6 protein-coding genes and 1 other RNA gene are annotated in these 13,523 nt (G+C 61.8%); all 7 read left to right on the top strand.

What is annotated here, in order from left to right; translation table 11 throughout:
* Nucleotides 1-2 precede the first annotated feature (2 nt).
* The 7 genes from smc (at nt 3) to dnaX (ending at nt 13,470) form a co-directional block, all read left to right on the top strand.
* The gene (smc, locus tag PMI25_RS01445; RefSeq protein WP_007961066.1) at nt 3-3,491 is read left to right on the top strand and encodes a chromosome segregation protein SMC; all 3,489 of its coding nucleotides are present in this window, start codon (nt 3-5) and stop codon (nt 3,489-3,491) included.
* Between the two features lie 260 nt (nt 3,492-3,751).
* Nucleotides 3,752-4,615 (top strand): cell division protein ZipA, encoded by an 864-nt coding sequence (zipA, locus tag PMI25_RS01440; protein WP_007961068.1) that lies wholly within the window; start codon nt 3,752-3,754, stop codon nt 4,613-4,615.
* A gap of 215 nt (nt 4,616-4,830) precedes the next feature.
* Complete coding sequence (gene ligA, locus PMI25_RS01435; RefSeq protein WP_007961070.1) at nt 4,831-7,188, top strand: NAD-dependent DNA ligase LigA; 2,358 nt, start codon at nt 4,831-4,833, stop codon at nt 7,186-7,188.
* Between the two features lie 253 nt (nt 7,189-7,441).
* The gene (locus PMI25_RS01430) at nt 7,442-8,605 is read left to right on the top strand and encodes a zinc-binding metallopeptidase family protein (protein ID WP_007961072.1); all 1,164 of its coding nucleotides are present in this window, start codon (nt 7,442-7,444) and stop codon (nt 8,603-8,605) included.
* 147 nt (nt 8,606-8,752) lie between these two features.
* An RNA gene (gene ffs / locus PMI25_RS27800) (signal recognition particle sRNA small type) lies at nt 8,753-8,849 on the top strand.
* Nucleotides 8,850-9,174: 325 nt separating this feature from the next.
* On the top strand, nt 9,175-11,124 hold the full coding sequence (locus tag PMI25_RS01420; protein ID WP_007965558.1) for a hypothetical protein: 1,950 nt from the start codon (nt 9,175-9,177) through the stop codon (nt 11,122-11,124).
* 252 nt (nt 11,125-11,376) lie between these two features.
* A complete protein-coding gene (gene dnaX, locus PMI25_RS01415; RefSeq protein ID WP_007965556.1) occupies nt 11,377-13,470 on the top strand; it encodes a DNA polymerase III subunit gamma/tau in 2,094 nt (697 codons plus the stop codon).
* The last annotated feature ends 53 nt before the right edge of the window (nt 13,471-13,523 follow it).

Genomic DNA, 13,523 nt, shown 5'->3' with positions numbered 1-13,523 from the left:
GCGTGCGGCTGAAGTGCATCAAACTGGCGGGGTTCAAGTCCTTCGTCGATCCGACCACGGTGAACTTCCCCAGTAACATGGCGGCGGTCGTCGGGCCGAACGGTTGCGGCAAGTCGAACATCATCGACGCCGTACGCTGGGTAATGGGCGAAAGTTCGGCGAAGAACCTGCGTGGCGAGTCGATGACCGACGTCATCTTCAACGGCTCGACCAGTCGTAAACCGGTGAGCCAGGCGAGCATCGAACTGGTGTTCGACAACTCCGATGGCACCCTGGTCGGCGAGTACGCGGCTTACGCCGAGATCTCCATTCGCCGCAAGGTCACCCGCGACAGCCAGAACAGCTATTTCCTCAACGGCGCCAAATGCCGCCGTCGCGACATCACCGATATCTTCCTCGGCACCGGCCTCGGCCCGCGCAGCTACTCGATCATCGAACAGGGGATGATCTCCAAGCTGATCGAAGCCAAACCGGAAGACCTGCGCAACTTCATCGAAGAGGCGGCGGGTATCTCCAAGTACAAGGAACGCCGGCGCGAGACCGAAAACCGCATCCGCCGCACCCACGAAAACCTGGCGCGTCTGACCGACCTGCGTGAAGAGCTTGAGCGTCAGCTTGAACGTTTGCACCGGCAGGCCGAGTCCGCCAAGAAATATCAGGAATACAAGAGCGAAGAGCGCCAGCTCAAGGCGCAACTGTCGGCCCTGCGCTGGCAGGATCTGAACGATCAGGTCGGCCAGCGCGAGTCGATCATCGGTACGCAGGAAGTCAGTTTCGAAGCGCTGGTCGCCGAGCAGCGCAATGCCGATGCGGCCATCGAGCGCCTGCGCGATGGGCACCATGAACTGTCCGAACGCTTCAATCTGGTGCAGGGGCGCTTCTATTCGGTCGGTGGCGACATCGCCCGGGTCGAGCAGAGCATCCAGCACGGCCAGCAGCGCCTGCGCCAGTTGCAGGACGATCTGAAAGAGGCCGAGCGCGCGCGCCTGGAAACCGAATCGCACCTGGGCCACGACCGCACGCTGCTGCTGACCCTCGGCGAAGAGCTGGACATGCTCACCCCCGAGCAGGAAGTCACCAGCGCCGCCGCCGAAGAAGCCGCCGCTGCGCTGGAAGATTCCGAAAGCGTCATGCACGGCTGGCAGGAGCAGTGGGACGCCTTCAACCTGGCCGCCGCCGAACCACGGCGTCAGGCGGAAGTGCAGCAGTCGCGGATCCAGCAGCTGGAAACCAGTATGGAGCGCCTGGCCGATCGGCAAAAGCGTCTCGCTGAAGAGCGCGATCTGCTTTCCGCCGACCCGGAAGACGCGGCGATCATGGCGCTTAACGAGCAGCTCGCCGAATCCGAAGCGACCCTCGAAGATTTGCAGACCAGCGAAGAAGCGCAGGTCGAAAAACTTGAACAACTGCGTCAGGAACTGCAGCAGGCACTGACTGCGCAGCAGCAGGCGCAGGGCGATTTGCAGCGCCTCAACGGACGACTGGCCTCGCTGGAAGCCTTGCAGCAAGCCGCGCTCGACCCGGGCACGGGCACCGCCGAATGGCTGAAGGAACACAACCTCGCCGAGCGCCCGCGTCTCGCCGAAGGCTTGAAGGTCGAGGCCGGTTGGGAGCTGGCGGTGGAAACCGTGCTCGGCGCCGACCTGCAAGCGGTGCTGGTGGACGACTTCAACGGTTTCGATCTGTCCGGGTTCACCCAAGGCGATCTGCGCCTGCTCAGCCCCGCCAGCGATGGCGTGCGGGTGGCAGGCAGTCTGCTGGATAAAGTCGAGGCGCAGATCGATCTGTCGCCATGGCTCGGCCAGGTCAAACCGGTCGATAGCCTTGAGCAGGCCTTGGCCCTGCGCGGCCAGTTGAGTGCCGGGCAGAGCCTGATCAGTCGCGACGGTTACTGGGTCGGTCGGCACTTTCTGCGGGTGCGTCGCGCCAGTGAAGCCGAGAGCGGCATGCTCGCCCGTGGCCAGGAAATCGAGACGCTGCAGGCCGAACGCGAAGAGCGTGAAGCCACGGTCGAAGCCATGGAAACCCGTCTGCAAACCCTGCGGGCGCAACAGCGGCAGCAGGAAAACGGCCGCGAACACTTGCGCCGTTTGCTGCAGGACGAAGCCCGCTCCCAAGGTGAATTGAAAGCCCAGTTGTCCGCCGGTAAAGCCAAGGCCGAACAATTGACGCTGCGCCGCACCCGCCTCGATGAGGAGCTGATCGAACTCGGCGAACAGCGCGAGCAGGAGCACGAGCAGGTCGGCGAAGCGCGCATGCAATTGCAGGAAGCGCTCGACGCCATGGCGCTGGACACCGAGCAGCGCGAATTGCTGCTGGCCCAGCGTGACAGCCTGCGCGAACGCCTTGATCGCGTGCGCCAGGAAGCCCGTCAGCACAAGGATCACGCCCATCAACTGGCGGTGCGTCTCGGCTCGTTGCGCGCGCAGCACGATTCCACGCGCCAGGCACTGGAACGTCTGGAGATGCAGGCCGAGCGCCTGACGGAAAAACGCGAACAGTTGAGTCTGAATCTGGAGGAGGGCGAGGCACCGCTGGAAGAGCTGCGCCTGAAACTCGAAGAGCTGCTCGACAAACGCATGACCGTCGACGAAGAGCTGAAGACTGCGCAGATCGCGCTGGAAGACGCCGACCGCGAACTGCGCGAGGCGGAAAAACGCCGGACCCAGGCCGAGCAGCAATCGCAGCTGATCCGTGGTCAGCTCGAGCAACAGCGCATGGAATGGCAAGCGCTGACCGTGCGGCGCAAGGCGTTGCAGGATCAACTGCTCGAAGACGGCTACGATCTCAATGGCGTGCTTGCGACATTGACCCCCGAAGCCAGTGAACGCGCCGCCGAAGAAGAACTCGAACGAATCAATGCGCGGATTCAGCGCCTGGGCGCGATCAACCTCGCGGCCATCGACGAATACACGCAACAATCCGAGCGTAAACGTTATCTGGATGCGCAGGATGCCGATCTGGTGGAAGCACTGGAGACTCTGGAAAACGTCATTCGCAAGATCGACAAGGAAACCCGTAATCGCTTCAAAGATACCTTTGATCAGATCAATAGCGGATTACAGGCACTTTTCCCGAAAGTTTTCGGTGGTGGCAGCGCGTATTTGGAACTGACGGGCGAAGATCTACTCGATACAGGGGTGACGATCATGGCGCGGCCGCCAGGAAAGAAGAACAGCACCATCCATTTGCTCTCCGGCGGGGAAAAAGCCCTGACCGCACTGGCACTGGTTTTTGCGATCTTCAAATTGAATCCGGCGCCGTTCTGCATGCTCGATGAAGTTGACGCGCCACTGGATGACGCTAACGTTGGACGCTACGCACGATTGGTTAAAGAAATGTCGCAGACCGTGCAGTTCATCTATATCACCCACAACAAGATCGCCATGGAAATGGCCGATCAACTGATGGGGGTGACGATGCACGAGCCGGGTTGCTCGCGACTGGTAGCCGTGGATGTCGAGGAGGCGATGGCGATGGTGGACGCCTGAGCCAGCGTGGTGTCGGAAGGGGTACGAATAGTCTGTAGGACTTTTTTACCGGCTTCGACTTGCTGGCCAATCGACATATTCGCGCAAGCCAATGTGACAGACGGTGTAAAGTTGTCTTTGGTCGTGCTAGTTTAATGTCAATTTTTCGTATACGTGGGCAAAACGCCTGTCAGAACATAGAGTTGGCGCCACGTTTTAAAGCGGTTTACACAATGTAAGCCCCTTATTTTTCAGCATTTTTTATAGAGGCACGGGATTACATGGAAATCGGTCTGCGCGAGTGGCTGATCGTCATCGGCATCATTGTGATAGCCGGTATTCTTTTCGATGGCTGGCGCCGTATGCGCGGCGGCAAGGGAAAACTGAAATTCCGTCTTGACCGAAGTCTGTCCAACCTGCCGGACGAGGACACCAGCGCTGAGCTGTTGGGCCCGGCCCGCGTGCTGGATACGCACAAAGAGCCGCAACTGGACGAACACGATCTGCCGTCGGTGAGCATGCCGGCCCGCGAAGCACGCGAGCCTCGCGAATCCGGTTCGAAACGTGGCAAGCGCGGCAGCAATGGTCCGGCCCAGGGCGACCTGAACCTCGATCTGGATCTGGACGGCGGCCCGAGCTTCAGCAGCCGTGAGGATGACTTCGTCGACGACAGCAAGCCTGCGCCGGCGGTGGCCGACAAGGATCAGCCGCAAGCCGAAGAAGTCTTGGTGATCAGCGTGATCTGCCGCGACGCCGCCGGCTTCAAAGGCCCGGCGCTGTTGCAGAACATTCTGGAAAGCGGTCTGCGTTTCGGCGAGATGGATATTTTCCACCGCCACGAAAGCATGGCCGGCAACGGTGAAGTGCTGTTCTCCATGGCCAATGCGGTCAAGCCGGGTATCTTCGATCTGGACGACATCGACCATTTCAGCACCCCGGCGGTGAGCTTCTTCCTCGGCCTGCCAGGCCCGCGTCATCCGAAGCAGGCCTTCGACGTGATGGTGGCGGCAGCGCGCAAGCTGTCCCAAGAGCTGAACGGCGAGCTGAAAGACGACCAGCGCAGCGTGCTGACCGCGCAAACCATCGAGCACTACCGTCAGCGCATCGTCGAATTCGAACGCCGCGCCCTGACCCAGAAGCGCTAAGGCCAGAGCGCAGTTGTGGAGGGGGCTTGCTGTGGCGAGGGAGCTTGCTCCCGCTGGGCTGCGAAGCAGCCCCAAAATCACGGCGGCTTCGCCACCTGGCGGGACGGTGCGACGATTCGACAAGCTCCCTCGCCACAATGTCCATAGCCTTGAGCTAATGTGATTTAGAAGATTGAGCAGCCTCGGCTGCTCTTTTGCTTTATGAGAGAACACCCATGACCACCGCCAAAAACCGCATTCTAGAGCTGCGCGCTGAACTCGATCAGCACAACTACCGTTACCACGTCCTCGACGAGCCGAGCATTCCGGACGCCGAGTACGACCGGTTGTTCCACGAGCTCAAGGCGCTGGAGGCGGCCAATCCGGAACTGATCACCAGCGACTCGCCGACCCAGCGTGTCGGCAGTGTGGCACTGACCGCGTTCACTCAGGTGCGTCACGAAGTGCCGATGCTCAGCCTCGGCAACGCCTTCGAAGAAACTGACATGCGCGAGTTCGACCGCCGGGTGACCGAAGGTCTGGATCTGCCGGCCGGTGACCTGTTCGGTGGCGGTGCGGCGGTGGAATACAGCTGCGAGCCGAAACTCGATGGCCTGGCGGTCAGCCTGCTGTATCAGGACGGCGTGCTGGTGCGCGGCGCCACCCGTGGCGATGGCACCACCGGTGAGGACATCAGCGTCAACGTGCGCACCGTGCGCAACATCCCGTTGAAGCTGCATGGCACAGGCTGGCCGGCGACTCTGGAAGTGCGCGGTGAAGTGTTCATGTCCAAGGCCGGCTTCGAGCGCCTCAACGCCTCGCAACTGGAAGTCGGCGGCAAGACCTTCGCCAACCCGCGCAACGCCGCTGCCGGCAGCCTGCGTCAGTTGGATTCGAAGATCACCGCCAACCGTCCGCTGGAATTCTGCTGCTACGGCATCGGCCAGGTCTCCCACGATATTTCCGACACCCACATCGGTAACCTTAAACAATTGCAGAAGTGGGGCATGCCGATCAGCCACGAGCTGAAACTGGCCAAAGGCATCGGCGAGTGCCTGGATTACTACCGCGACATCGGTGAGCGCCGTAACGCGCTGGCCTACGAAATCGACGGCGTGGTGTTCAAGGTCAACAGCATCGCTGATCAACGCGAACTGGGCTTCCGTGCCCGCGAGCCGCGCTGGGCGATTGCACACAAATTCCCGGCCATGGAAGAACTCACCGAGTTGCTCGATGTGGAATTCCAGGTCGGTCGTACCGGCGCCGTCACTCCGGTGGCGCGGTTGAAACCGGTCAAGGTCGCTGGCGTCACCGTGGCCAATGCCACCCTGCACAACATGGACGAAGTGGCGCGTCTGGGCCTGATGATCGGCGACACCGTGATCATCCGCCGCGCCGGTGATGTGATCCCGCAAGTGGTGCAAGTGGTCATGGACCGTCGTCCCGAGAACGCGCGCGCGGTACAGATTCCCGAGAGCTGCCCGGTCTGCGGCTCGCATGTCGAACGCACGCAACTGGTCAAGCGCAGCAAAGGCAAGGAGACCATCAGCGAAGGTGCGGTGTACCGCTGCGTCGGTCGTCTGGCCTGTGGCGCGCAACTGAAGCAGGCGATCATCCACTTCGTGTCGCGTCGGGCGATGGACATCGAAGGCCTTGGCGACAAGAGCGTCGAGCAACTGGTCGATGAAGGTCTGGTCAGCTCGCCGGCCGATCTGTACGCGTTGAAGTTCGACGACATTGTCGATCTGGAAGGCTTTGCCGAGGTCTCCAGCAACAAGCTGCTGACGGCCATCGAGAACAGCAAGCAACCGGGACTGGCGCGGTTCATTTATGCGCTGGGCATTCCCGATGTCGGTGAGGAAACGGCCAAGGTGTTGGCGCGCTCGCTCGGTTCGCTGGAGCGCGTGCAGCAGGCGCTGCCGCAAGTGCTGACCTACCTGCCGGACATCGGCCTGGAAGTGGCCCACGAGATTCACAGCTTCTTTGAAGATGCGCATAACCAGCAAGTGATCGCCGAGTTGTTGGGGCATGGTCTGCAGATTCAGGATCAGGGCGAACTGGGCGCCGAGTTCGCCGCCAGCACCACCCTCGGCGGTCTGCTCGACAAGCTGCACATTCCCTTTGTTGGCCCAGGCGGCGCGCAGAAGCTGGCGGACAAGTTCGGTTCGCTGGACGCGGTGATGAATGCCGACTGGCTGGACATGCGTCAGGCGCTACCGGAGAAGCAGGCCAATTCGGTGCGCGAGTTTTTTGCTGTGCCCGAGCATCGGCAGATCGCCGAGGCCGCCGAAAAACAGCTGCGTGATTTCGGCATGCACTGGCTGAGCGAGAAGAAAGTCGTCGAAGGCCTGCCGCTGTCCGGCGAGACCTGGGTGCTGACCGGCAAGGTCGAGCTGATGAGCCGCGATGTCGCTAAAGAGCACCTGGAAAGCCTCGGCGCCAAGGTTGCCGGCTCGGTCTCGGCGAAAACTCATTGTGTGGTCGCAGGGCCCGGTGCCGGTTCGAAACTGACCAGGGCCAATGAGCTGGGGGTGAAGGTGATGGATGAAGAGGCGTTTATCGCATTCCTCAAAACCCATGGCATCTTTGCCTGATAGGGCTCAAACCTGTAGTGAGGGGATTTATCCCCGACCGGCTGCGCAGCAGTCGTAAAACCTGAGCACACAGTTTGTCTGATTCAACTGAGTGGTAGGGTTCTGGGGCTGCTTCGCAACCCATCGGGGCGGTGCGACGTTTCGCTAAATCCCCTCACCACAAGGGTGGTATCGGCCAATAGCCGTGGAGTATTCGGGAACGATGTCGGCTCGGCAATGATCTAGTCTTGGCAAGCCCCAGGGAGAGATCGCCATGTACCGCTTTTTCGAGCAGCTCAGTTCTCGCATCGTCGCGACGTTCATGGGCGAATCTTCACGCAACAGCAAAATCTGGCCGTGCCGCTGCGGCCAGTCGCTGTTCTTTCGCAACAGCCAGTGCCTGGCTTGCAGCGCAATGTTGGGCTATCAGCCTGAAGAAAGTCGCCTGACCTCGCTGCAACCCGGCCCGCAGGACGGCAGCTGGACGCTCGATGCCGATCCCGGCGCCGGACTGTTTCGCCGCTGCGCCAACCTCGACACTCCCGCCGCGTGCAACTGGCTGCTGCCGGATAACGGCCACGACAGCCTGTGCATCGCCTGCAGTCTCAACCGCACCATCCCCGACCTCTCGGTGCCGGAAAACCCCGAACGCTGGCGCAAAGTCGAAATCGCCAAGCGCCGGCTGGTGGCGCAACTGATCACCCTCGGGCTGCCGGTCATCCCGAAAACCGTGGATGAGGCCACCGGTCTGGCCTTCGACTTCATCGGCGTCGACCTTGAGGGCAACGCGCCAATGACCGGCCACGCCAATGGCCTGATCACCCTCGACATCAAAGAAGCCGACGACGCCCATCGCGAGCAGGTCAGGGCGGCGATGCATGAACCCTATCGCACGCTGCTTGGGCATTTTCGGCATGAGGTCGGGCATTACTACTGGGATCGTTTGATCGCCAACGGCCCATGGCTCGAAGCTTTTCGCAAGCTGTTCGGCGACGAGCGCGCCAGTTACGCCGAAGCGCTCGACCGTCACTACCAGCAAGGCGCACCGCTGGACTGGCCGCAACATTACGTCAGCGCCTACGCGACCATGCACCCATGGGAAGACTGGGCGGAAACCTGGGCGCATTACCTGCACATGATGGATGCAGTGGACACCGCACTGGGTTTCGGCATGAGCGCGCGGGAAATGGACTTCGACTATCAGCCATTTCCGCCCAGCACCCTGTACGATCCGGAGCACCCCGGCGGCGCGGCGTTCCTGTCGTTCGTCAATGCCTGGATCGAGCTGGCCGGCATGCTCAACGAACTGTCACGCAGCATGGGCCAGCCGGATTTCTACCCGTTCGTGCTGCCGGCGGCGGCGATTGCCAAGCTGCACTTCATCCATCTGGTGATCCAGCAGGCGGGCGGCAAGGCGGACGAGGTGCTGACCCTGTAGGAGCTGCCGCAGGCTGCGATCTTTTCAGGCTCAGCGCATGTCCTTGAACCTGTTCATATTTTTTATCTGAAACCAACGGTTGTAACTTCGCTTCAGATAGGTACAATGGCGCGGCTCGCCGACAGGTGAGTGTCGTTATGGTGACCCCATCGGTCCCCCCGCAACGATTACCCGTGAACCTGGTCAGAGCCGGAAGGCAGCAGCCACAGCGGGAACATTGTGTGCCGGGGTGTGGCTGGTGGGGTTACCACCTTAACGAACATTGAGCGCTTCAACAGAACTGCATGGGTTTCGCCCACTGCGGTTTTTTTATGCCCGCGATTTGGGCTTTCACGCCGGCTCCCTGTGGGAGAAGGGGCGGGACGAGAAGTCTCCCACGGTCTGTACTGGTCAGAGTCAGAATCGAGTCTGTAGTCCCGCCCACCCCTTCAAGTCTAAACATACAAGCGAGCTTGCTCGCGAAGGCTGTCCCCCCGATGCCTGTTCCGCTACCAAGGCTGAACAGTGGCATACTCCACCGTCTTGCTGCGCGCGTCGTTGACAAGTTCGCGCCCTGGCTACGAGGTTGTATGCACCCGGAACATCACGATTTATCCACCGCCGTGTATTTGCCCGTCACGGACGAGACCTGCGCGAGCCTGTTGCAGCCCGGGGGTTCAAAAAACCTCGACGAGCTGACGGATGCGCAACTGGCCGCCGTGCTGGTCATCCAGAATCTGGCCCAGGCCGCCGAAAAGGATCTCACTGCCACAGCAGCGGAGAAGGTGCTGGCTCGCCTGATCGCCTGGGCGGTCGATGGCGGGGCAGGGCTGCTGTCCGAGGCGCAACGGCTGTTCGATCCGCGCCAGTTGTATTTCGGCCTGAACGCCATCAGGGGATTGAACCTGCGATTGCTGTTGGCCGAAGAGGTGGCGGCGCAGGATTACCTGCTGCCCGACGGCAAGTGGGATGACGAGTTCAAGACGCGCCACCACGCGATCAACAATCCGTTCAGCCAGCAGATGATCAGCCCGGCGCACCGCGAGCGCTGGCTCAGCGCCGCGCAAGACAAACTGGTCAGAACCTTCCGCGCCAACCTCGATGAAGACCTGCACGTGCAAGGCTATGCCGGGATCGGCAAGAGCCACCTGGTCGGTGCCTTGACCGAGTGCCTGGACCCGGGGAAAACCCTGTTGCTGGCACGCACCCCGGAAAAACTCGCGACCCTGTGTCAGCGCATGGGCGTTACCAGTGAGCGCAAGCCCGGCATCACCTTTGAGGCGTTCGCGCGCGGGCTGATTTATGGGCGCAAGCCACAGCCGGCAAGCGCCGCCGGCCGAGTCGCGAGCAAACAGCGTTTGGCGCAGGAGTTGAACATCCTCGGTTTTCGCGAGCATGACGCGCAACGAACCCTGAACGTCTGCCTGGAAACCCTCGAGCGCTATTGCCACTCCCGGGACTACAGCCTGTCGGCGCATCATCTGCCGTATTTCAAGCTGTCCTTGTCCGGCCTCGAGTCCAAGGTGCTGCTGGAATATTCGAGCCGCGTCTGGACTTACCTCGAGGCCAACCCGGTGTGGGGGCGGCAGAGTGGCTTCGAAGCGTTGTTGCTGATCAAACGGGCAAGCCTCGCGGGCTGCGTGGTGCCGCCGCGTTATACCCACGTGCTGATCGATGAAAGCCAGGACATTCCCGCTTCGCTGCTGCAGATCATCGAGCGCGGCCGACAGGTGCTGATCACGCTGGGCGATGAGTACCAGCATGCCGATCGCGATCTGGTGAAAAGAAAACGTGAAGTGCGCCAGAGCGATATCACCTACTCGGTGCGTTCGGGACGCAATGTCGAGCGTCTGGTCAATCCGCTGATTTCCCGGCACTCGGAAAAGACCAAGGTGCCCTTTGAAGGCGCGCGTGAAGCGGACGTCGGCATCGAGTTTTATCCACAGGGCTTTGTCCCGCCGGAAGGTTGCGTGGTACTGACGGCGTCCCCCTGGGACACGATGAAGTGGGCCATGCAACTGCACGATGCCAATTGTCTGTTCTGCTTTGCCGACATGAAAGCGCAGCGCGATCTCGAACACTTCATGACCAGCGCCATCGAGTTGTTCAAGGTCGATTTCTACAGTTCCGCGCACAGCGAGAAGGGTCCGCATCGCTATTTCAGCGACTTGCCCACGTGGCAGCAGGTGCGCGATGCCAACCAGTTCGACGAGGCGTTTCTGTGGGTCGAGGCCGAGCTGGAAAAAGGCTTCAAGGTCGCTGACCTGACCCGGCTCAACCGGATGATCGGCGGCCCCGGCAAAAGCTGCCTGCTGATGCAGGCGCACGAGGCGGGTGGCATGGAGTTCGACCGCGTTCTGCTGACCCCCGAGCTGCTGACCAACGTGCAGTTCAAGGACGCCTACGCGTTCGACCAGCGGATCTGCGCCGTGTACATCGCCATCTCCCGCGCCCGGCAGCAGCTTTATCTGCCGTACGACGTGGTCGAATGGATCGAATTTCACGACTACCAGAAATTCCGCGAATCCCACGGCTACTGATTGCCCCCCCCTTGTAGGAGTGAGCCTGCTCGCGATTGCTTCGGTTCAGTCAACATCGATGCCGACTGACATGACACTATCGCGAGCAGGCTCACTCCTACAGGGCGTTATGGGGTGTCGCAGTCCCGATCCCGAGTCGAAATTTTCCCGCCAACAACAGCTTGGCCAGATTAGACGAGCACACCGGATGCAATTTTGCCCCTGCTCCGCTAGCATTAGCCGCTTCAGCTTCCTTCGTTGCGACGGTTTTCGATGAGTTATCAGGTTCTTGCACGTAAATGGCGTCCGCGCTCGTTCCGCGAAATGGTCGGCCAGACCCATGTGCTCAAGGCTCTGATCAATGCCTTGGACAGCCAGCGGCTGCACCACGCGTACCTGTTCACCGGTACACGCGGGGTCGGTAAGACCACCATTGCGCGGATCATTGCCAAATGCCTGAACTGTGAGACAGGTATCACTTCCAGCCCCTGCGGCGAGTGTTCGGTGTGTCGCGAGATCGACGAGGGCCGCTTCGTCGACCTGATCGAGATCGACGCCGCGAGCCGGACCAAGGTCGAGGACACCCGCGAGCTGCTCGACAACGTGCAGTACGCGCCGAGCCGCGGGCGCTTCAAGGTCTACCTGATCGACGAAGTGCACATGCTCTCCAGCCATTCCTTCAATGCGCTGCTGAAAACCCTCGAAGAGCCGCCGCCGTACGTCAAGTTCATCCTGGCGACGACGGATCCGCAGAAACTTCCGGCAACGATTTTGTCGCGCTGCCTGCAGTTCTCGCTGAAGAACATGACGCCCGAGCGCGTGGTCGAGCATTTGACCCACGTCCTCGGCGCCGAAAACGTGCCGTTCGAAGACGACGCGCTGTGGTTGCTGGGCCGCGCCGCTGACGGCTCGATGCGTGACGCCATGAGCCTGACCGACCAGGCCATCGCCTTCGGTGAAGGCAAGGTATTGGCCGTCGATGTGCGGGCGATGCTCGGCACGCTGGATCACGGCCAGGTCTTCGACGTGCTGCACGCACTGATCGAAGGTGACGCCAAGGCGTTGCTTGAAGCCGTGCGCCATCTGGCCGAGCAAGGCCCGGACTGGAATGGCGTGCTCTCGGAAATTCTCAACGTGCTGCACCGCGTCGCCATCGCCCAGGCGTTGCCTGAAGGTGTCGATAACGGCCATGGCGACCGTGATCGGGTGTTGGCGCTGGCGCAGGCGCTGCCGGCCGAAGACGTGCAGTTCTATTACCAGATGGGCCTGATCGGTCGCCGCGATTTGCCGCTGGCGCCGGATCCCCGTGGTGGTTTCGAAATGGTCCTGCTGCGGATGCTGGCCTTCCGGCCCGCGGACACCGCGGACGCCCCGAGGCAACCGCTAAAGCCAGTGGGGATCAGCCAGGCCACAGTTGATTCCGCAAACTCAGTGGCTGCCGCGCCCAAGCCTGCGCCGGTAGTCGCTGCGGCTGTGGCGCCTGCAGCGGTTGTTGCTCCAGCGCCAGCCGCGGCTCCTGAGCCAGCGCCGGTGGTGGCCGCTGTGCCGGCACCTGCGCCAGAAGCAGAACCTGAGCCAGTCGTCGCCGAAGCGGTGGTCGACCTGCCGTGGAACGACCCGGTCGAACCTGAGCCAGAACCCGAGCCGGTGCAGCAACCGGCCGTCGAGCCCGTGCTGGAAACTGCTGGTGAGCAGCCCGAGCTGCCGCCGATGCCGCTGCCGACCCCGGACAGCGTGGTGCCGGATGCGCCGGAGTGGGCGGCCGCGCCGATTCCCGAGCCGTCGGTCGCCGACGTCGATGCCGCCACACCGGGCATGGACCTCGACGACGAGCCGCCGCTGGACGAAGACTACATCGAGCCGGACATGGATTCGGCCTACAGCTACCTCGACGATCTGGCCAGCGAACACACCGCCGAGCCGGCCCCGGAACCCGAGCCGGAGCCTGCCGCCGCGCCGGCCACCGGTCTGGCGTTGCAATGGCTGGAGCTGTTCCCGCAACTGCCGATCTCCGGCATGACCGGCAGCATCGCCGCCAACTGCACGCTGATCGCAGTCGATGGCGACCACTGGCTGATGCACCTGGACCCGGCGCACAGCGCACTGTTCAACGCCACGCAACAGCGGCGCCTGAACGATGCGTTGAACCAGTTCCACGGTCGCACGCTGAGCCTGACCATTGAACTGATCAAGCCCGAACAGGAAACCCCGGCGCAGGCCGCGTCCCGTCGCCGGGCCAACCGTCAGCGCGAGGCGGAAGAATCGATCCACGGTGATCCGTTCATCCAGCAGATGGTCCAGCAGTTCGGTGCGGTCGTGCGACACGATACTATTGAACCTGTCGACGCCTTGGTCGCCCAAGGCTAATAACTGAGGGCGTTCGGCGTTAAGTGCCGGGCGCTGTTTTGATCCAAGTACTT

This window comes from Pseudomonas sp. GM30, assembly GCF_000282275.2.
Taxonomy (GTDB): Bacteria; Pseudomonadota; Gammaproteobacteria; order Pseudomonadales; family Pseudomonadaceae; genus Aquipseudomonas.
This window is presented reverse-complemented; position numbering and strand designations above follow the sequence as displayed.

Coding starts and splice junctions, on each gene's coding strand:
- zipA (WP_007961068.1), top strand. CDS start 3,752: ATGGAAATCGGTCTGCGCGAGTGGCTGATCGTCATCGGCATCATTGTG.
- ligA (WP_007961070.1), top strand. CDS start 4,831: ATGACCACCGCCAAAAACCGCATTCTAGAGCTGCGCGCTGAACTCGAT.
- PMI25_RS01430 (WP_007961072.1), top strand. CDS start 7,442: ATGTACCGCTTTTTCGAGCAGCTCAGTTCTCGCATCGTCGCGACGTTC.
- PMI25_RS01420 (WP_007965558.1), top strand. CDS start 9,175: ATGCACCCGGAACATCACGATTTATCCACCGCCGTGTATTTGCCCGTC.
- dnaX (WP_007965556.1), top strand. CDS start 11,377: ATGAGTTATCAGGTTCTTGCACGTAAATGGCGTCCGCGCTCGTTCCGC.